Source organism: Labrenzia sp. VG12, assembly GCF_002237595.1.
Lineage (GTDB): Bacteria > Pseudomonadota > Alphaproteobacteria > Rhizobiales > Stappiaceae > Roseibium.
This window is the reverse complement of record NZ_CP022529.1, coordinates 4,561,798-4,582,094: the sequence shown is the minus strand read 5'-3', so window position 1 is coordinate 4,582,094 and position 20,297 is coordinate 4,561,798. Positions and strand designations below refer to the sequence as shown.

Here is a 20,297-nt window from a genome sequence, read left to right as displayed (position 1 = left end):
TCACTCAGCCGGTTCGTCCACGGAGAGCGCCTGCAGGCGCGCCAGTGCCGCCGCCGAGCCCTTCAGCGAAAACTCGATCCGCACGGTCTTGCCATTCGCTGTGTTCACGCCTGTCGCCGAGAAGGTGTTGCCCGCCCGGATCTTTTCCAGCGCGGTGTCGTCCAGCGCCAGCGGCACCAGGCAGCCGGTGGGCAGGCAAGTCAGGAAGTTCGCCCTGGCAAGCTCGACGTCGTCGATGCCGATCCCGAGCCCTTCGGCAAACAACAGTCCGAAAGGTGTCATCACGGTCAGGCTCGCTGCACCGTCCTTTGCGGTTTCGACGACCAGCGCCGCCAGCCGCTGCCCGCTTTTCTGCTGGACCAGCTCCTGGTGCATCCGGCAGGTGCGCGTTGCCGCCTCCACGCAGCTCACCGTCCAGACCTTGAACCGTTCCGTCGTGGTTTTCCGGTCCGGGCTATCCTTGGAAAGGGCCGACACCGTGCCCGCACCTAGAACCAGAAACAGCATAGCTGCAATTTGCATTGCCCTCCGCAAGATGCAGGCGACAAAAGAACGTTGATTGGGAACATGTCGAAAAGTCATGGCTCAAATCTTTTCTGTTGCGGCAAGTAACCGCACACACGTGCCCGGTCGCTGCAGGGGTATTCCGCAACGGCACCGAGAATGTTACATATTCAAACAAAAGAGAGGCGGCCGGTTTCAGATCCCTGCCCGCGGCAATACACTGCCTTGTCTGTTTCACCCTTGTTATTTTTTTCAGCGCGTGACCATACGTAATTGAATCCTTGAATCAATATACTTTAACGTGCAATTTTCTGCTCTTGGGTTGTATTTTTGTGGCGAATTACCGAAATTCGGTTGTGGATATGACCTTACGACAGGTCCGTCGCGAGCCGAACTCTGCTGCAACATCGTTGGAAGGAGCGAGACCCCGCCTCCCCACAGCGTTTGTTCTCACATGAGGCTAAGCTTTCAATCGTCATTCGGACCGTCGCTGATGACCTAATACGCAATGAACAACTTCCAGCTCGAAAGAACCTCGCCTCTTCTCTGAAACTTAGTGAGCCCCAGTATCAATCGTTACACACAGCGCATTGATTTCATCTCAATTTCCAATCGCCCATCAAATGGCGCTGGCCCTGCCGCGGAGCAATCCAAGCGGGTTGGCGAGTGGCTATGCAGTTGACCTTTGGCGGGAGAAGCTGTTCGCAAGAAATTCCGCGAGATTGACGTTCTGCCGACCAAGGCGGCATGTGTATCTGCGGCCTTCCCAAAGCCTTTGTCTTGATCGAGCCGAATGTCGCCAATACGATCTGACCAGTGGCTTTTCAGGACCAGCACTGTCAGGCCACCAAGGCAAAGGGTCCAATCAACCCATCCACCTGTATGCCGGGCTCTCATGGGTTCGTCATTCGACCGGCAGGACTATTCGTGATGCGCTTTGGGGTCTGCGGGCGACAGTCGCAGGGAGGACGGGAGTACCAGGAGGATTCCTGGCTGGTATCGACACCGGACACCGGTGCGGTGCTGAACGACAACGCGGGGGCTCCGCGCAAGACAGGCGCACCGCTGCTGGTGGTACTGTCCGACGGGATCGGGTCAGGGGGACACGGCGACGTTGCCAGCCAGTTTATCGTGACCCGTTTCCGGAACCACCTGAAGGAGGCCGGCTGCGTTTCACCTGAGGCCCTTCGTGCTGCGATCACCAGAACGGACAAGGACCTCAGCCAGCTCAAAAAGGACAAGGGATATGGCCGCTCCATGGGCGGCACCCTTGTTGCCGGCTGTTTCGACGAAAGTTCCCTGACCTTTCTGTCTGTCGGCGATTCCCACCTGTTCCGGTTCAGGGACGATGAAATCCACTACATGAACGAAAAACACCGCTTTGGCAGCGAGCAGGACGAACTTGCCGGTCTCGGCCGGAAGGCCTGGCCGGAGGCCTTGCGGCAATACGGGCGCTCCAGCATCACCTCCGCCGTCATCGGGAGCGGTATCGAGGTCTGCCAGGTTGCAACGCGCGATGTGCGGCCCGGCGATCTCTATATCTTCGCCAGCGACGGTGTGGACACGATCGACGGAGAGTTGCTGCGGCGCCTGGTTTCGTGTTTTCAGGGCGCCAGGCAGCCGGAAGCGCTCGACACCATCCTCACGGCCGTCGACGAGACCGGCAAGGTCAACGAAGGTGGTGAACACGACAATACCACGCTGGTCATGGTTCGCTGTGAGGCCAGGCCGGCTGAAGCCCGCGACAGCAGCCGTCCCGGATCAGCCCCGAGCACGCGAGCGGACGCGTCACTATCCGGCAATCGCGCAGCCTGGACCTCTCGCCTGCCAGGTTTCGCGCTTCTTGCCGCGGTTCTGCTGTTTGCTCTGCTCAGTCTTTCTTTCTGGCCTTCAATTCCGATGTAACGCGACCTGAATAGGCAAGACACGCGCAGCCTGACATGCGGTCACTGGCAGTGCCAATCAGCCGGAATACATCCGCCTGGCCAGGCAACGAGTTGGGCAACCGGGTTGGGCAGTAAGTCAGAGCACCAGTAGCCTGAGCCTATTTGATGAGGGCTTCGCAATTCGCCTTGATCGTGGCGATGTCGCCGTTTTCATCCTGGACTTCGATCCGCAGGATCTTGCCTTCCGCGCTTGTCAGAATGGCGAGATTGCAGGTGTCGGTCTTTGGCCTGACGATCTTGGAATAGGTCTTCGTGTTGGTCGAGGACCAGTAGTAGACAAGCCGCTTGGGATCGGTCTGCTTGACGATCTTGCCGGTCGAATCCTTTTTCATCTTCTGCTCGAGGCCGATCACCTGTTCAGGAGGACCATAGGCTTCGAAAAAGGCCGCGGAGCTCTGGCCGATATACTGGCTGTTCAGCTTCGGATTCTGGCTGGATGACTGACAGGAAGCGGCAATGAGGGCCAGCGCAAACAACGGCATGTGCCGTCCGATGTTACGGCAAAATGAGGCAAGGCCACCTGTCCCGGACCCGTCCCACCTATCGCAAATGCCGCGCGTAGCCAGCCCTCCCAGACGTCAGGAAATGGTCAGTTCCAGCGCCGGATGCAGGCGCTGCAGGTTGCGGAGCGATTTCGACTGCCAGGGAATGGACTTGGAGCCCAGGACCCTGACGCCGACGTCCGGCTGCTTCCTGATTTCAATGGTGAATTTCGCAAGCAGGTTGATCCCCGAGCTGTTGAGAAATTCAAGACCGGTCAGATCCAGCGTGATGACTTCCGGCTTGGCTTCCAGAACCCCGTGCATGATTTCCAGGATCGGTGCATAGGCATCCGTCCCGGACAGCCGCATGGTTCCTTCGTAGTGGATGTTGGATCCTTCAGTCCAAACGCGGTAATCGTTCGTGCTGATTTCCATTTTGGTCTCTTCCTTCGGAATATGTCAGCGATCAGGACAGTCGCAAAGAAGCATAGGTCGTTAACTCAACGCCTTCACTTACACGCTCGGACGCGAAAGACCAGCCCAATTTGGCACCGTAGTCACTCATAAGTGTAAGCAGGCCTAGTCCGGAGCCTGAAGAATCCGGGTTAAGTGCGTTTTCCTCAATGCGTTCCAGCAACAGCTCTCCCGGCTCGCGGTCCAGCAAGTCTTTCAAGTGGGCCTGAAACCGTGTTGCCGTTTCCGGATCAACACGGTTCATGATCTGGATTTCGAACATGTCGGCATCCAGACTACTGTTGATCTCTATGTCGCCGCCGTAGCGGAACTTGATGGCGTTTTCCAGGATTTCATTGATCATGTAACTGATGCTGTGGCGCGCATCCACAGAGTCAATGTTCCGGCCGCAGGACCGGCTGAAATACTCTCCAATGAAATCGGACGTGACGCCGCAATGATGCCAGCTCAGCTCCAGTGGCTCCGCCATTAACGTGAGACAAAACCGCGTTGCATTGCCACCATTAGCGGCAGCCGTTTCCCCAAAATCCTCGACCATGCCCTACCTATGCTTCAAGACAACGAGCGTGATATCGTCAAATACTTTGTAGTCCCCGATATGGAACTTGACATCATTTATGACCGCTTCGGCAATCCCCTTGGCAGACTTCTCACGATTATCGTGCGCGCTCTGGCTCAACCGGTCGAGACCATACATCTCGCCCTTGTTGTTTTCCGCTTCCGTGATGCCGTCGGTGTGCAGGACGAGCACATCGTCCGGACCGAAGGCGAGATCCATCGTCGCGACGAAGGGAGAAATGTCGGCCTCCAGCCCGACCGGGAACCCAAGGTCCATCGTGTCGATCCGTTCGGTGTCGCCGTTTGCCCGGATGATCAGAACTTCCTCGTGCTGACCGGACAGGGTGACATTGCCGTCCTCGTAATCCACGAAGGCCAGAGTCAGGTGCTTGTCCGACTTGGTGCGGGTGATGTTCTTGTAGACCGCGCGGTTCAGAACATCGAGGAAGGCGATCGGGTCGCGGTCGCCTTTTTCCTGCAAGGCGCGGGCGACCGACTGCACCATCAGCATCAGGACGCCGCTCTCCAGGCCGTGGCCGGTCACGTCGCCGATCCCCACCTTGATGCGATCGCCGTCGAACAGGACGTCGTAATAGTCGCCGCCAACCTCGTCCGCCGGCTCCATGAAGGCAGCGATCTCGACCTGCGGAATGCCCTCCAGTTCGCTCCGCCGCGGCAGCACCATTTCCTGGATGCGCTTGGCGACGTCGAGCTCGGCGCCGAGGCGAAGGTTCTCCGACTTCAGACGCTTGTTGAGGGCAACGATTTCCCTGTTTGCCGTCTCCAGTTTGGAGGTCCGCTCCTCGACGAGGTTTTCCAGGTTTTCCGTATGGTAGCTGATTTCCTCGGCCATGTTGTTGAAGGCCAGCCCCACGGCTGCGACCTCGTCGCGGGTCGGGATGGCAACCCGGACCGAATAGTCCTTGCGCTGCAGCGCCCGGGCGGCACTTGCGAGTTCGGACAGGCCCTTGGTGATCCGTCCCGACACGGCATAGACCGCCAAGGTCACGATCACGAGACTGATAAGCAGGGCCGCGATCTGCCAGTAGACGATCCGTTCCGTTGCTTCAGACAGCTCCTGGCGAACCTCTTCGAGCGGAGCATAGATCTCGTCGGTCGCGACCATGAAGCCAAGCGTCAGGTTTTCCGCGACAATCGTCTCACCGTCCCAGAGATTGATCGGCGCCAGTTCCTTCAGGACGACAATATAGCCTTCGTTGGCCGCACCATCGCCGCCATGCTGTTCAGGCCCGAGTTCGATCGTGTCGACAACCGTTCCGGTGTCATGCGGCAGCTGCAGGTTGGCAACTGCGGGAAACCGGCTTTGGGCAAGGTACCTGTTGATCCCCGTCACGCCCTGGCCTTCGCCGCCAACGGACACGAGGCCGAGCGCCTGTGCACCTGCCTCACTGACCGCCAGCACGTTGCCGTTGGAGGAGGTCAGGAAGCCGAAACCCGTCTCGGCGATCTTGACGTTTTCAACGAGGCTGGACAGCTGATCGAGCGTGATGTCGACCGCAGTCATGCCGGCCACATCGGTCCGTTCCTCGTTCCAGAGCGGATAGAAGAAACTCACGATCTTCGCGCCGGTGATCGCGTCGATATAGGGCGCGGTCCCGACAATATCCCGGGGCACCGGACGATTGGCGGGATCAGCCAGCCAGCTCTGCCAGCCCTCGTAGACGCCCGGGAAAAAGAAATCCCAGAAATTGTCTTCGTTGTGGCCCGGATAGAGCTTGTCGAAGGTCTGCGCCTGATCCGTATAGGGTGTCGTGCGCATGATCGGCCGGTCTTTCGGGCCGACATAGTAGAGCTGCAGCTTCGGCGAGCCCGTCTTCATCATGCCGGGTGCGATCAGATTGAAGGCAGAGCTGTCCGCGATCTGGTCGGCCACTTCCGGCAGCGGATTGCCTTCATCATCCAGAAGATAGCCCCAGACACTGACAACAGACTCTCCGGGAGAGTTCTGCGACCATCCGGCTTCGGCATTGTAGACCAGCTTGTCGCCGAGCTTGGGATCGTCTTCCACCACCAGCCCAACCCGGTTGCCGGTGTCAGGGTTGTCAATCAGGGTCTGCATGGAGGAGCCGAGCGCCTCCACTTCCGAGAACACCTGGTCGAGCAACAACTCGGTCCGCAGGCCGGTGGTTTCGATATAGGTGCGCAGATATTCTTCCGTCGCATCCGTCAGACCGGTTTCCACCTTCTGTGTGGCATCCTTGGACAGGCGCTGCACGTTCCAGATGGCAACACCACCAGCCAGCATCAGGTCGAACAGCACGGCCGCACTGACGACCGCAATGAACTTGGCCCGGAAACTGTGCCTGGAAAACCGGCCGATCCGTTCGGGTGCCTGCTCCTGAGGCGGTTCTGAATTGACGTGCGTTACACTCATTTCGGTTTCCGTCCCGAGGCGACCCAAATCGGCCAGCCCGCATATCCCTTGGGATGCAGCGCTGCGAAAATGTGGTCCTGAAAGCCCTGGCGGAACTCACGGATCTGGTCTTCGCTGTCGCCGCGATCCACCGCCATTTTTCCTGCATAGACATCTTCCCAGGATTGGACGATGTCCGCGAAATCCTGGGGATTGCCGTCCAGGTTGGTCACCATGAAGGATTCCATCTGGATGTCTTCCAGGCCGGCCTCGATGAGATATCGGCGGCTTTTCGGCCCCAGTTCGATGTCCATGTTGAAATGCGCCCAGAGCCGGGCCACTTCCGTGTAGGTCTTCTGGATCGACTCAGACCTCGGCTCGCCCAGGCAATGCGAGTTCTTCTCGTTGGTGATGTAGATCCGGCCGCCCGGCTTACAGATCCGCATAAGCTCCTTCAGGATCAGCTCCGGCCGGTCGAATACCTGCAGCGAATGGCGGCAGGTGACAAAATCGAACTGATCGCTTTCCAGGAGCATGTCTGAAGCGTCGCCGAACACATAGTCGATGCCGCGCACACCGAAATCGGCCGCCACCTTGCGCGCGTAATCCAGGCTGGACCGGCTGTGATCAAGGGCGACAATGCGGTCGGGCTTGTATTCCTTTTGCATCAGAACCGCGAAATCGCCGATACCGCAGCAGATATCCGCAACCTGCATGCCTGGCTCCAGGCCGTGCCGCGCCAGGATCGTGCGCTCATGGCGCCAGGTCAGTTTTGTCTGCGTCCTGAGGATCGGAATGAACCCGCCTTCCTCCAGGAATGTCTGTCCGGGATAGAATTCACTGTCGTATTCACTGACCGTGACCTTGTCCGACATCGTCTCCAGAACGGCGAATTTCCGGGTGGCCCAGCCGACAACGCTCGACGTCGTCACATGGACCTTCAGATCGGGCCGGGTTCGCACGAGGTCGAGGATCTTGCAGCCGATCGCGTGGAAAGCAACGTTGTTCATGCGCACGAGACGGCGCACGTTGACATAGAACAGGCCACTGACGCTGGCGACGGATTGTTCAAGGGCCGCGATACAGTTGTGCAATTCATCGGCGCGCTGCGGCCTCAGGCTGCCATGCAACGAGAACTCCTGATCGTTCTCGTTGTAGGTCCACTGAAACGCCTGGGTCATGTTGTCCGCTATCATTCTTTTTCTTCCTCAAGCGCAAGATCCGCAACCAGACGCATCCGTCCGTCTTCGCATCTCTCGACAGCCAACCGTGCCCCATAATCAACGCACAGTTCCAGAAGGCCCAGGCTTGCATCCGGTTCTCCATCGGCAAACAAGGCTTCCAGATAGAGGGCTTCCGCGTTTTCGCCACCCGCCTTGTCAATTGCGTCGCGGTAAATGCCAAAGGTGGCATCATCCGCCGGAAACGTCAGCACGATCCGGTCGAGACGGCCCTTGCGCTGAACCGCGCATTCCAGCTTGCCGCTTTCACCGTGTGTCCGGTAGACGGCCTCCAGAAGCTCGTTCAGAGCCGAGGAATAAAGGTTGGAAAACAGCAGCGAATCCAGCCGGTTATGGCTCACCATGCGGGCAACGTACCCGGACATGAGATCGCAATGCGTCCAGTCGGAGCAGAAGTCCTTGATATCCAGGTCCAGGTGAATCATCTGAGGCAAATCGGAATTGGGTGACAAACCTTCAGCAGCTGCCTGCATTTCTATTCCCCCGTTGGCGTAATCCATCGCACCTTGGTTGCGGTGTCCCACAGTAATACAAAGAATACGGAGATTGCGGCCGATATCACTCGTGTCATCGATATTTCATGTATTTAACAATACGGTGTCGCTCATTAACAAGACTATATCAATAGCGATTGCCGCATTGTTTTGCGTTGCATTAAGTTGCACACCCATTCTTAATCTTGGGTTTCCTCCGCGCGCCCGTAAGGGCATCATGAGCACACCATGACCAATAACAACACAATAGACGTGGCAGCAGCCACGCAAAATCCCGACCAGGACCTTGCCACTGTGCGCAAGGAACTTGAGGACCTGCGCGCCGAACACGAGGATCTCAAGCTTCTCTACGAGGCCACGATCGAACACGGCGAAGCTGTGGAAGACCAGCTGGCGGAGTATAATATCCTGCTGCAGCGGACCCAGGAGCGGCTTGAATCAGAGCTGCGCGACGCCGGCAATTATGTGCATTCCATACTGCCCCGCAAGCGTCCGGCCGACCCGCAGGCCGACTGGCTTCTGGTGCCGTCGACCGAACTGGGCGGCGATTCCTTCGGCTACCACGACCTGGATGACGATCATTTCGTGATCTACCTGATCGATGTCTGCGGACACGGGGTCGGCGCTGCACTCCTGTCGGTTGCCATCATCAACGTGTTGCGCGCCAATGCCCTGGCCGGTGCGGATTTCCGCAATCCGTCGGATGTTCTGGCCAAGCTCAACAATGCCTTCCCGATGGAACGGCAGAACAACATGTTCTTCACGATCTGGTACGGCGTTTTCGAACGCTCCACCGGCATTCTGTCCTATGCCTCCGGCGGGCATCCCGCGGCCATTCACCTGCGCCCCGCGGGAGACCGTCTCGACGTGACCAGCCTTGGAACACCCGACGGCATGGTGATTGGCGCCATGGAGGAGGTGCCCTTCGACGGCGGCACGTACAAGATGCAACCCGGTGACAAGCTCCTCGTCATCAGTGACGGCACCTACGAAATCGAGGATGAGACCGGCGCCACCCTGACCTGGGCACAGCTTGCCGACAAGGCGCGCGCCTGCGAGGCCCCCATACCGCAGGCGGTCTATGACTGGCTTGCGGGTTTCCAGAAAGACGCACCGCTGCCCGACGACTTTTCAATGATGGAATTCACGTTCTAGGGGCCAGCCGAGCGAGAGGATGCGTCAGACTCAATCCGCTTCGCCATCACGGTCAAGCGCGATCAGGATGACCGTGCGATTGGTGTCGCCGTCGCGCTCATGACTGACCTTCTCGGCCAGCTGGTGTACCAGGAACAGGCCCAGACCGCCGATATCCCTTTCCTCCACCGTTCCCTCGACGTTCGGGTCTTCCGACAACGCTCCGCTGTCAAAGGGAATCGCCCTGTCGACCAGCATCAGCTCGACATGGCCCGGACCGAGCCTGACCGAAACCCCGATCTCGTCCTCGCTACCGTCCGGATATCCGTAGGACACAGTGTTGCTGAAGAGTTCCTCGACAATCAGCAAGAGCGTCCGGCGCACGGAATCCGGCAGGTCGGCCGCAGCAGCGAACGCTTCCAGCGTCGCATAGACCGCTGGAAGATCCGCCAGATCGTTCCGAACCGTTGCTGTTTCGACATGGGCCACGTTCAGATGCCTCGTGGGTCGAGTGTCGGCGGACAGGGCAAGGGACAGCTCAGCCCGCTTGTCCTGCGAATTCCTTTGCCGCATCAAGCGTGTCCTGCACGGTCAGGATTTTCAGGAAACCGGAGATCTTCAGCACATCCAGCACGGACGGGTTCACCTGAAACAGAACCAGCTTGTCCCCGGAAGGCGCCAGCAGCTTGGCGATGATGAGCAGGGACCTCAGTCCGAAGCTGGTGACGTAGTCGACTTTTTCCATATCGACCAGGAGCGTGCCGGCCTTCTGACCAACGAGGTCCTTCAGGTAGGCTTCAAAGGACTTTGCGCTCATCGTGTCGAGTTTTCCCACCGGTCGCACGATTGTAATGGTGCCGTCGGTTTCGTGGTCGATCGTGATGTCTGCAGCTTCTGCGGTCATGGCAAGGTCCCGTATAGGCACAGGTGCGTTGATGGCGGAAATACACCGTGCTCAGTATGAATTACGCGAATCGGCTTGTAGATGACTAAAATCGTTCTGAATCCTGTACATTTTATAAAGCTGTCACACCTGAAACGCTACGGGATTGCGAATCAGTTTAGATATCGGTTCACAGTGATCGGATACCGTCACACCCGTCCCCTCGATCCGGAGTGCCCTGATGGCCGACGAAGACCCATTGGCAACGCTCGACGACCCCAGAGCCGAGGTCGGCAAGGCCGCGCTGGAAAACCCTGACGCTCAGGAAGAGTTTCGCGATTCCCCTGAGTTTGAGGAACTGGAAGCCGAGTTCCGCAAACTGGAAACCGGCGGTCCGAACGCGGTCAACTGGAAACAGCTCAACGACGAGACGGTCAAGGTTCTGCAGACAACCTCCAAGGACCTCGTGCTGGCGACGCGCCTTGCATTCGGCCTGTTTGTCGAGGAAGGCTACGCTGGACTGGCGACCGGGCTGGTGATCTTGCGGGACCTGACCGAAACCCACTGGGAGACCATGGTTCCACCCTTGCGCCGCGAACGCGGCCGCGCAGGGGCCTATGACTGGCTTGCGGAAAAACTTGCCCCGATGGTCGAGGCGAAAAATCCAGAAGGCAGCTATAACGGCGAGATCTACATTGCCCACGACGCGCTTCTTGAGCTGGACAACGCTCTTGAACAGAAGATGACAAAGTCGCAGGTGGCCCTGGGCCCGCTGGTCAGGGCGCTGCGCCCCTATGCCAGGGATGCCAAGGCCGCCCTGGAAGAAGCCAGGAAAGCTGCCGAGGCTGCAGCTGCTGCCCCTGCCGAGGCAGAAGCGCCGGCCGCCGAGACCGCAGCGACCGAAGCTTCACCGGCCGCAGCCCCTGCCGAGCCGGCCACACCGGCCCCTGCACCACAAGCCGCCGCACCAGCTCCCAAGCCTGCGGCCGCTACCGCGGCACCGGTCGCGGAAATCGCGGTCGATACGACCAACACGACAGCCGCCATGCAGGCGGTCCTGAATGCAGCTTCCAAGGCGGCCACGGCCATCCGCCAGCAAGCCCCGACAGATGCACGGGGTTACTATGCCGCCCGGTTTGCCCTTTGGGGCCGGGTCCAGGAGCTGCCGCCGAGCAATGACGGCAAGACCGCACTGCCTCCCCCCCAGAAGGCCAAGGTCACGGAACTGGCCGCGCTCAAGGGGGCGGGCAACAATGAAGGCCTGATCAAGTCTGCCGAATCAGCCTTTGTGGCTTCGCCCTTCTGGCTGGATGCGCAATTTCATCTTGCTTCGGCCATGGAAGCTGCCGGAGAGAGCTATGATGCTGCCCGACGGCTCGTGATCGGCGAGTTGTCCTCCTTCACAAAACGGTTTCCGAATGTTTCTGACCTGTCTTTCAGCGACGGCACCCCTTTTGCCAGTGTCGAGACAAAAGACTGGATCAGCGCCGAGGTGAGCTCCGGCGGCTCCGGAGGCGGCGGCGGTGGCAGTTCGGAACTGGACCGGGCCTTTTCAGAGGCCGTGCAGCTGGCCCTAGCAGGCAAGACCATGGCCGGCCTCGCTTCTCTGAAAACCTTCCTTTCAGCGCGCGGGTCAGGGCGCGACTGGTTCCAGACACAGCTCAAAATCGGCGAGTTTTGCTTGCAATTTGAATTGATTCAGCCGCTTTTTGCACTGCTCAGTTCGCTGCGGACTATCGCAGCGGAACGTGATCTGGCACACTGGGACCCGGAGCTTGCGGTCGCGCTTGCGCGGCTCTCGTGGCAGAGCCTAGGGCATAAAAATGCGAAACAGTTCCTGCCGGACGCTGACGCTTTGCAGGTAAGGGCCAGCGTGATGGAGACGCTTTCGCTGCTGGACGTCGGTGCTGCAGCAGAGCTAACGGGTCGAAAGTAGTCTTAACGTATCCTTAAGTTGATGCACCAAAATTCTCAGCCATCTAAACAGAACTGACACAGAGTCAAAGTAGGAACTGAACGGGAATCAACTGATCTCGAGGCCATGAGCGCAAACAGGTTTCTACCCAGCGCTTTTTAGCCGGTCTGACCACGGGGGACATTATGTCAAAAGAAGCTACGGTCGCACCCAAGGAACGGGTGAACATCAAATACAAGCCGGCAACAGGTGATGCCAAAGAGGAAGTCGAACTGCCGCTGAAAATGGTCATGCTCGGCGACTACACCTTGCGCCCTGATGACACGCCGGTTGAAGACCGCACGCTCATCAACATCAACAAGGACAATTTCAACGAGGTCATGAAAAGCCATGATCTCAAGCTGGATCTGGCGACGGAAAACAAGCTGGTCGAGCCCGAGGAAGGCGAGGAGGCGAGCAACCTGTCGGTGTCGCTGAATTTCCAGAACCTGAGCGACTTCACTCCGGAATCGATCGTTCGTCAGACGCCGGAACTCAACAAGCTGCTGGAACTCCGCGAGGCGCTGGTCGCTCTCAAGGGCCCCTTGGGCAACGTTCCGGCGTTTCGGAAAGCCATTCAGGGCGTTCTGGGCGACGAAGCGGCGCGGGACAAGCTTCTGGCCGAGCTGACAAACGCGACCGGCGGCGAAGACAAGTCCGAGTGACGGTCCACAGGACCCTTGCCGCCTATTCCGATTTTCTAGCTGACGAGATTGAAACATGACAGACACAGACGCACAGCAAGGCGCGGCCCAGACCGAAGAGCTCGACGCGTCCCTTCTGGATCAGATCCTTCAGGAGACCAAGCTCACGCCCGCCGACGAAGGCTATGACGTTGCCCGCAAAGGCGTGGCGGCGTTCATTTCCGAGCTGCTCAAGCCGTCGGCCGATGGTCAGGTCAACGGTGCCGCCGTCGACATGATGATCGCCGAAATCGATCAGAAACTGTCCAAGCAGGTTGACCAGATCCTGCATCACGACGATTTCAAGAAACTGGAATCGGCGTGGCGCAGCCTGAAATTCGTGATCGACCGGACCGATTTCCGCCAGAACATCAAAGTCGAGATGATGAGCGTCTCGAAAGACGAGCTTCTGGAAGATTTCGAAGACAGCCCGGAAGTCGTCAAATCCGGTCTCTACAAGCACATCTACACCGCTGAATATGGCCAGTTCGGCGGTCAGCCGGTCGGTGCTGTTGTCACCAACTACGATTTCGGCCCGAATGCACCGGATATCAAACTGGCTCAGTATTGCGCCAGCGTTGGCTCCATGTCCCACGCCCCGTTCATCGCGGCCGCGGCACCGTCCATGTTCGGTGTGGACAGTTTCGAAGAGATTCCGAACCTGAAGGACATGGAATCCATCTTCGAAGGTCCGAAATACGCCAAGTGGAATTCCTTCCGCGAATCGGAAGACAGCCGCTATTTCGCCCTGGCCATGCCTCGCTTCATGCTGCGCACGCCCTACGGTCCGGAAACTGCTCCGGTCAAGGCCTTCAACTATGAAGAAGAAGCCGAGGGCAAGAGCGACAATTACCTGTGGGGCAACGCCTCCTTCGCTCTGGCAACCAAGCTGACAGACAGTTTCGCCAAGTACCGCTGGTGCCCGAACATCATCGGCCCGCAGTCCGGCGGCGCCGTCGAGGACCTGCCGGTTCACACGTTCGAATCCATGGGCCAGCTGCAGTCCAAGATCCCGACGGAAGTGCTGGTGTCCGACCGCAAGGAATACGAGCTGGCCGAACAGGGCTTCATCTCGCTGACCATGCGCAAGGGCAGTGACAATGCTGCGTTCTTCTCTGCCAACTCGGTGCAGAAGCCGAAATTCTTCGGCAACTCGCCGGAAGGCAAGGATGCGGAACTGAACTACAAGCTGGGCACCCAGCTGCCTTACATGATGATCATCAACCGCCTGGCGCATTACATTAAGGTGCTGCAGCGCGAGAACATCGGCAGCTGGAAGGACCGCGGCGAGCTCGAATCCGAGCTCAACAAGTGGATCCGGCAGTATGTCTCCGACCAGGACAACCCGTCCGCCGACGTGCGCTCGCGCCGGCCGCTCCGCAAGGCCGAAATCAACGTTTCGGATGTTGAGGGCGAACCGGGCTGGTACAGCGTTTCCATGGCCGTGCAGCCGCACTTCAAATATATGGGCGCGGACTTCACGCTGTCCCTGAAGGGCAAGCTGGACAAGTCCTGATCCTGACCGGATCACGGAAACGAAACTCTGACAGGTGCCGGCCGGGAATTTTCTCGGGACCGGCACTTGTTCTGCTCAGATGGGGAGCCTTGCCGGATGGCTGTGAGCCTGTTCCAGCGACTTGAGAACGACGTCACCGGCACGCATTACCGGAATGTCGACGAATTCGAAGCCGCGGTTCTGGAAAGCGTGCTGGAAGACCTGCGCATTCTGCTCAACAGCACCGCTGGCTGCTGCGAGACATGCCCCGACTTCGGGTTGACCGACTTCAACTCGATCTCCCGCTCACACCAGGACACGGCGACCGAGATCTGCCGCAACATCGAACGTCAGATCCGGGATTACGAACCCCGGCTGCGCAACCCGATCGTGCGTGCCGTCGAGGACCCCGAACGGCCGCTCGACTTCATCTTCAATGTGGAAGCGGAGCTCGATCTGGGCGGCAGCCGCAAACGGATCCGTTTCGATTCCATTCTCGACAACAGTGGACAGATCAGGGTCAGTGCGTGACCCGCGCTGACGGCACCAAGGGCACATAGCGGGCATGGCGATCAATTCCTATTATCGCGACGAACTGAACTACCTGAAGGAAATGGGCCGGGTCTTCGCCAAGGCCAACCCGCGCCTGTCGAAATTCCTGTCTGAAGACCCGCTGGACCCGGATGTCGAGCGGTTGATGGAGGGGTTTGCGTTTCTGGTCGGGCGCCTGCGGCAACGGCTTGACGCGGAAATGCCGGAGGTTGCGCTCAATCTCCTCAAGCTCGTCTGGCCGCACTATCTGCGTCCCGTTCCGCCGATCACCCATATAGCCTTCAAGCCGGTTGCCGAATCCTCGGAACTGTCGACCCTCGTGCCACGCGGAACCTTCGTTCAGACCAGTCCGCTGGACGGCACGGCCGTCAAGTTTCAGACCCGATGCGACTTGACCGTGCTGCCGATCGAACTGGCCTCTTCGGACCTGGAAAACAGGCGCGACAGTTCCAAGCTGACCCTCGGGTTCCGGAAGGTTGCCGGCAACAACCTGAAAGCCCTGGCCGAAGCCCCCCTGCAGATGTTCCTGGGGGCAAGCAACGACGTCAACATGGCCCGGCAGCTTTACCTGCAGCTGTGCGACCGGCTTGCATCGGTGGATTTCATACCGGCAAAGGGCCAACCCATACGCTCTGCCATCCGGGTCGAACCGATCGGTTTTGCCCGCGATCAGGCCACCTTGCCCTATCCGGACGGGTCGTTCGACGGCTTCCGCATCATGCAGGAGTATTTCGCCTGCCCGGACAAGTTCATGTATGTGCGCCTGCATGGATTGGAGGCTTTTGCGGACCTGGCCGTTGACGAATTTGAGCTGGTCTTCAATTTCCGGCAGAAGTTCGTCAACCAGGACCGCATCACCCGCGACGCCATTGCCCTCAACACCGTTCCCGCCATCAACCTGTTCGAAACCGAGGGTCAGGCGCTTCACGTTGCCCATGACCGGACGGAATATCCGGTGCGCGCCTCCGGCAACCGGTCGGTGTTCAGCGTACATCATGTCACCGGCGTCACCGGCTGGGTGCAGGGCTCGAACCGGAAGATCAATTATCAGGCCTTCGAGACCTTTTCCCACGACAGCGCCTCGCAGGAAGAGGACAAGCTCTATTACCGGACCGGGATCCGCCCTTCGGTTCTTGGAAATGGCGTCGATCACTATGTCTCCTTCGTCACCCGGCTGAACGAAACCGGTCTGCCACCCACAGAAACCGTTTCGCTGCAACTGCTGTGCTCCAACGGAGAGCATGCCTCCCGTTTCGGGCTTGGCACGGTCACGCAGCCAACCTCGTCGACGCCGGCCAAGCTGGAATTCCGCAACATCACGCCGATCCTGTCCGAAGTGCCGCCACCATTGGACAATCAGGTGATTTGGACCCTGATCGCCAACCTGTCGCGAAACTATGCCTCGCTGATCGACGTGGAGGCCCTGAAAACCGTCGTCGGCGCCTATGATTTCAGAGCCTATGTCGACAAGCAGGCTTCCCTGCAGCGGGAGTTGCTGCTGCAGAACTTCCAGAAGTTCGAGCGGCGCGCGGTCGATATCTTCCGGCATGGGCGGCCGACCAGAGCCTACGAGATCGTGTTGTCGCTTTCCGAGACCGCCCTTGGCGGCGAAGCCGAGATCTACCTTTTCGGCACGGTGCTCGACCGGTTCCTGAAGTCCTATGCCAGCATCAACAGCCTGCACCAGCTGACCGTGATCGGAACGGATGCCAATGTCATCCACCGGTGGAAGCCGTCCACGGGGGATGCGCATCTGGTATGAGCGACGAAGCCCACCCGACCCCGGACCAACTTTCCCCGGACGCAGCGCTTGTCGACAAGCTGGCGCGCACGCAGTTTTTTCAGTCGCTGTACCTGATCAGCCTGCTGCATCCCGAGATCCGCAAGATGGGGCCGGGCCACGACCCTGAGCAGGAGGTGCTGCGCTTCCGTGCCACCCGGTCGCTCAGCTTTGGTCCGAGTGACGTTTCCAGCATCGATTATGACGAAGCGACCGGCCGCTACGACGTCAGGGTCAATTTCTTCGGCCTATACGGGCCGGCGTCACCGCTGCCGCCCTATGTGACGGAACGCATCATCGAGCGCGACGAGACGCCGTCGTCGCTGGAAGACCTGCTTGACCTGTTCAATCACCGGTTCATCACACTGCTTTACAGCATGTGGCAGAAATCCCGGCATTTCGTGCGTTTCGAGGAACACGGGCTGGATGCCACGTCCCAGTGTTTCCTGGCACTGTGCGGCTTCCCGGTCGATGACCGCACGGAACTCGGCAAGGTGCCGCGCACGGCCATCCTGCCCCATGTCGGGCTGATGTCGCATTATTCGAATTCGCCGGATGCCATTGCCGCCATGCTGTCCAGCTATTTCGACCTGCCTTTCGTGATCATCGAATTTGTCTCGCGCACCGTCGACATCCCGCCCGAATCCCGGATGGAACTCGGCATCGAGAACACGCTACTGGGCGGCGACATGGTGCTGGGCGAACAGGTTGAGGACGATCTTGGCAAGTTTCGCCTGCGGATTGGCCCGGCGCCCTACGACACCTTGCAGAATTTCCTGCCGGGCGGCGCGAATCACGGCGTGCTGGTCGATCTGCTGGCCATGATCGTGCGCGATCCGATCGACTGGGACCTGGAATTCAGCTACCAGCAGGAGACGATTGAGGCCGGTCAGTTGGGTTCAGCAAGATTGGGAAACAATCTTTGGCTTTCAGATGGTGAAAACGCCAAACTTGAAAACAATGTCCACTTGGCGCCGGCGCAGCCAAGCGGTACCGTCGCTGATGAAAATCAGGTATTTGTAACACCGGTGGATTTGGGCGGCCTGGCCGGTGATTCTGTTGTTGAAGCGGCGGCGTCCTCAGGCAAGACATCAGTTTCGGCATGACGGCTTCGTTAATCCTAGTATGTGACACGATCGGGTCCCGGCACCAGTTCGGGCCAGGGGGTGGTGCGTTCGGCCGGTCGCGCAAATGCGACTGGGTTCTGCCGGACCAGGACCGGCATCTGTCCTCCGTTCATGCGCGCATCGTCTACCAGAACGACACGTTTGTCCTGATCGATGAAAGCACCAACGGCACCTTTCTGGAGGGACAATCCGCTGCGATCGGCCGCGGCAAGGCGGTCAGCCTGTCCGCCGGCATGACATTGCTGGCAGGCCCCTACCAGATCCGGGTGGAGAGCGCCGAAAGCAGCCCGGCCACCAGCACAAACCCCTTTTCCGGGACGCAAGGGACCGCCGCAAACCGCTCTACGGGAATGGCGACACCGCTGAGGATCGATACCTCCGGGGCAAGCCTGCCGCAGAACACCTCCCTGGACCCGCTCGATCACCTTGGCGGCGCGCCGGAAACGCTGACGCCGGTGGCAACGGTTCAGACACCGCAAAACGTCATTCCGGAACCCGTTGCCTTTTCCGCGCCGGCAGGTGCCGTGTCGGCACACGAGACGACCCGGTTCCAGGGCGGACCGGCAGCGTCCCAGCTGGCCAATTCGCAGCCGCAGATGCCGATGGGCACACCCTCGGTGATGCCCTCGCCCGCGCAAGGGGCTGCCGTCCCGCCGATTGAGACAAGCCAGGCCGTCTCGTCGCCTGTTCAGGCTGCCCCTCAAACACCTGCCGCTATGCCTCCTGCCGCAGCAGCGCCTGCGGGAGCAGCCGTTTCGCCACCTCCGGCCCAACCAACCGGTTCCGGCAACCTTATCCCGGAAGATTTCCTGGCCGGTCTGGGGGCAGCACCGACGGAAAGCCAACCGGCACCGTCCGCACCTCAATCATCCGGCTTGCCGGACCTGTCTGGGCTGATGCCAACGCCATCGGCAGGAGCCAGCCCGCCGCCCACGCAAGGGCAAGCACCCGCCTCGACCATTCCTGACAACATCGATTTTGGCCTTGGCGCTCCGGCTCCGGGAAGCAAACCGGCAACCGACACCTCTCAGTCCATGGCCTCACCCGTGTCGGCGGCGCCTGCGCCAGGTCCCGTTCAGCCTCCTCTGCCGACATCCGGCGCGGCGGTAGCGCCAACTGCGGCAGCGCCAGCAACACCAACACAATCTTCAGGAGCAGCGCTCAATCCGCTCGACGCCTTGAAGAAACGTCGGGCGCAGCGCGAGGCAGAGCTGGCACAAAAGGCAAAATCCCGCGCCGATTCATCTCTTGGCGGCAAAAGAGCCGGAGCAGTTCCGCCCGCCCTGAAATCCGCCACTCCAGTCGCGCCGGTCACCCCGCCCGTCGTGCTTCCGAACATGCCGGCCGCAACACCGATGTCCTCGCCGCAGGTGAGCTCCTCGACACCCGTGCAGCAACCGGCGGCAAAACAGGTATCCACCGCACCGACAACAGGCGTTCCTGCCGGCGCCGCCTCTCCCGCCACAACGCCTGCGCCGGGCGCGGGAAATGCACAGATCAGTCCGGAAGTCTTTGAAGCGCTTCTGTCAGGCCTTGGATTTGCCGATGCCGACGTGTCGCCGGAGGAACGGGCGGAGATTGCCAAGGCTTCAGGTGAAATGGTGCGGGAACTCGCCAACGGCCTGATCGCGCTGTTGAAGGCGAGGAAAACGCTCAAGACCGAATTCCGGATGTACGAAACCCGCATCCAGCCGGAAGAAAACAACCCCTTCAAGCATTTTAACGTTGGCGAGCTGGCCATCGACGAGATGCTGTTTGCCCGCAAGGGCGGTTTTCTGACGCCACCCGAGGCTACCCGGGAAGCATTCAAGGACCTGCAGAGCCACACCATGCTGACGGTTGCCGCAACACAGCGCGCCATGCGGCTCCTGTTCGAGAGCCTGGCGCCGGAAACCCTTGCGGGGGAAGAAGACGACGGCGGCCTGCGCTTGCGCGGCCTTGGCTCCAAACGCGGCAAGTTTGAAGCGGCCAAGGAGCGGCACGACAAGCTGCGGGCCGACTTCGACGCGGTGGTCCGGCAGACCATTGCGGAAGCTTTTGTCCAGGTCGAGGAAGAACAGGCGCGCCAGCAGTCCAAGTCATTCTGGGAGAACAGAAAAAAATGAGAATATCCCGGCGGCATTTTCTTGAAGTCTCGGGTCTGAGCCTGCTGGCAAGCCTCGCGGCTTGCTCAAGAACACCTCCGCCGACCCCGATCAAGGTTCAGCTGCAGGCAGACGAATACACCAACCCGAACGAAAACGGCGAGCCGTCACCTGTCGTCGTGCGTGTCTACCAGCTTAAAGAAGTGACCGCCTTTCAGAATGCCGAGTATTTCGACCTTGCCGACAATGACAAGAAGGTTCTGGGCGGGGACCTGATCGGCGTCCAGGAATACGAAATGACCCCCGGCAAGAGCCAGGACTACAATCGGGATGTCTCTTCCGAGGCAACCCATATCGGTGTCATTGCAAGTTTCAGGGACATTGAGTCCGCGCAGTGGCGTGACACGATCGAACTGCAGCAAGAAAAGAAGAACGAGTTTGTCATTTATCTGACAAGTCTTGCCGTACGAATACAGAAACTTCGCAACCGGCGGCTCGGTGTATTCTAGCGGCAATAACGTCACCACGGCTT

The 20,297-nt window shown here is 59.4% G+C and carries 19 protein-coding genes; 10 read left to right on the top strand and 9 right to left on the bottom strand.

What is annotated here, in order from left to right:
* Nucleotides 1-522, bottom strand: coding sequence for an invasion associated locus B family protein (locus CHH27_RS21265; RefSeq protein ID WP_157739025.1), 522 nt, complete (start codon nt 520-522; stop codon nt 1-3).
* Between the two features lie 912 nt (nt 523-1,434).
* On the opposite strand from CHH27_RS21265, the gene CHH27_RS21260 reads away from it, so the two are divergent.
* Nucleotides 1,435-2,409 carry a PP2C family serine/threonine-protein phosphatase gene (locus CHH27_RS21260; RefSeq protein WP_247646317.1) on the top strand — a complete coding sequence of 325 codons (975 nt, stop codon included), beginning with the start codon at nt 1,435-1,437 and terminating at the stop codon, nt 2,407-2,409.
* A gap of 139 nt (nt 2,410-2,548) precedes the next feature.
* On the opposite strand, the gene CHH27_RS21255 is transcribed toward CHH27_RS21260, so the two are convergent.
* From CHH27_RS21255 to CHH27_RS21230, 6 genes are all read right to left on the bottom strand, one after another.
* The gene (locus CHH27_RS21255) at nt 2,549-2,932 is read right to left on the bottom strand and encodes a hypothetical protein (RefSeq protein WP_094073368.1); all 384 of its coding nucleotides are present in this window, start codon (nt 2,930-2,932) and stop codon (nt 2,549-2,551) included.
* Nucleotides 2,933-3,028: 96 nt separating this feature from the next.
* A complete protein-coding gene (locus CHH27_RS21250; protein ID WP_094073367.1) occupies nt 3,029-3,367 on the bottom strand; it encodes a hypothetical protein in 339 nt (112 codons plus the stop codon).
* 31 nt (nt 3,368-3,398) lie between these two features.
* Complete coding sequence (locus tag CHH27_RS21245) at nt 3,399-3,944, bottom strand: ATP-binding protein (protein WP_094073366.1); 546 nt, start codon at nt 3,942-3,944, stop codon at nt 3,399-3,401.
* A gap of 3 nt (nt 3,945-3,947) precedes the next feature.
* Nucleotides 3,948-6,359, bottom strand: coding sequence for a SpoIIE family protein phosphatase (locus CHH27_RS21240; protein ID WP_094073365.1), 2,412 nt, complete (start codon nt 6,357-6,359; stop codon nt 3,948-3,950).
* Nucleotides 6,356-7,534: a class I SAM-dependent methyltransferase gene (locus tag CHH27_RS21235; RefSeq protein ID WP_094073364.1), complete on the bottom strand. Its 1,179-nt coding sequence runs from the start codon at nt 7,532-7,534 to the stop codon at nt 6,356-6,358. The genes CHH27_RS21240 and CHH27_RS21235 overlap by 4 nt, the downstream gene beginning before the upstream one ends.
* On the bottom strand, nt 7,531-8,052 hold the full coding sequence (locus CHH27_RS21230; protein WP_157739023.1) for a ubiquinone biosynthesis methyltransferase UbiE: 522 nt from the start codon (nt 8,050-8,052) through the stop codon (nt 7,531-7,533). Before CHH27_RS21230 ends, CHH27_RS21235 begins: the two co-directional genes overlap by 4 nt.
* Nucleotides 8,053-8,301: 249 nt before the next feature.
* On the opposite strand from CHH27_RS21230, the gene CHH27_RS21225 reads away from it, so the two are divergent.
* Complete coding sequence (locus tag CHH27_RS21225; protein ID WP_094073362.1) at nt 8,302-9,228, top strand: PP2C family protein-serine/threonine phosphatase; 927 nt, start codon at nt 8,302-8,304, stop codon at nt 9,226-9,228.
* A gap of 30 nt (nt 9,229-9,258) precedes the next feature.
* Here the strand turns inward: CHH27_RS21225 and CHH27_RS21220 are convergent, their stop codons facing one another.
* On the bottom strand, nt 9,259-9,780 hold the full coding sequence (locus tag CHH27_RS21220) for an ATP-binding protein (protein ID WP_094073361.1): 522 nt from the start codon (nt 9,778-9,780) through the stop codon (nt 9,259-9,261).
* The gene (locus CHH27_RS21215) at nt 9,746-10,111 is read right to left on the bottom strand and encodes an STAS domain-containing protein (protein ID WP_094073360.1); all 366 of its coding nucleotides are present in this window, start codon (nt 10,109-10,111) and stop codon (nt 9,746-9,748) included. Before CHH27_RS21215 ends, CHH27_RS21220 begins: the two co-directional genes overlap by 35 nt.
* A gap of 220 nt (nt 10,112-10,331) precedes the next feature.
* Here CHH27_RS21215 and tssA point away from each other — a divergent pair, with 220 nt between their 5' ends.
* From tssA to tssJ, 8 genes are all read left to right on the top strand, one after another.
* Nucleotides 10,332-12,026 (top strand): type VI secretion system protein TssA, encoded by a 1,695-nt coding sequence (gene tssA, locus CHH27_RS21210; RefSeq protein ID WP_094073359.1) that lies wholly within the window; start codon nt 10,332-10,334, stop codon nt 12,024-12,026.
* 164 nt (nt 12,027-12,190) lie between these two features.
* Nucleotides 12,191-12,709, top strand: a complete 519-nt coding sequence (gene tssB / locus CHH27_RS21205) for a type VI secretion system contractile sheath small subunit (protein WP_094073358.1) — start codon at nt 12,191-12,193, stop codon at nt 12,707-12,709.
* Nucleotides 12,710-12,764: 55 nt separating this feature from the next.
* Nucleotides 12,765-14,243 carry a type VI secretion system contractile sheath large subunit gene (gene tssC, locus CHH27_RS21200; RefSeq protein ID WP_094073357.1) on the top strand — a complete coding sequence of 493 codons (1,479 nt, stop codon included), beginning with the start codon at nt 12,765-12,767 and terminating at the stop codon, nt 14,241-14,243.
* Nucleotides 14,244-14,339: 96 nt separating this feature from the next.
* On the top strand, nt 14,340-14,753 hold the full coding sequence (gene tssE / locus CHH27_RS21195) for a type VI secretion system baseplate subunit TssE (RefSeq protein WP_094073356.1): 414 nt from the start codon (nt 14,340-14,342) through the stop codon (nt 14,751-14,753).
* A 34-nt stretch (nt 14,754-14,787) separates the two neighbouring features.
* Nucleotides 14,788-16,536 carry a type VI secretion system baseplate subunit TssF gene (gene tssF / locus CHH27_RS21190; protein ID WP_094073355.1) on the top strand — a complete coding sequence of 583 codons (1,749 nt, stop codon included), beginning with the start codon at nt 14,788-14,790 and terminating at the stop codon, nt 16,534-16,536.
* The gene (gene tssG / locus CHH27_RS21185) at nt 16,533-17,660 is read left to right on the top strand and encodes a type VI secretion system baseplate subunit TssG (protein ID WP_094073354.1); all 1,128 of its coding nucleotides are present in this window, start codon (nt 16,533-16,535) and stop codon (nt 17,658-17,660) included. Before tssF ends, tssG begins: the two co-directional genes overlap by 4 nt.
* Complete coding sequence (locus CHH27_RS21180) at nt 17,657-19,786, top strand: type VI secretion system-associated FHA domain protein (protein WP_094073353.1); 2,130 nt, start codon at nt 17,657-17,659, stop codon at nt 19,784-19,786. The genes tssG and CHH27_RS21180 overlap by 4 nt, the downstream gene beginning before the upstream one ends.
* Nucleotides 19,783-20,274: a type VI secretion system lipoprotein TssJ gene (tssJ, locus tag CHH27_RS21175; protein ID WP_094073352.1), complete on the top strand. Its 492-nt coding sequence runs from the start codon at nt 19,783-19,785 to the stop codon at nt 20,272-20,274. The genes CHH27_RS21180 and tssJ overlap by 4 nt, the downstream gene beginning before the upstream one ends.
* The last annotated feature ends 23 nt before the right edge of the window (nt 20,275-20,297 follow it).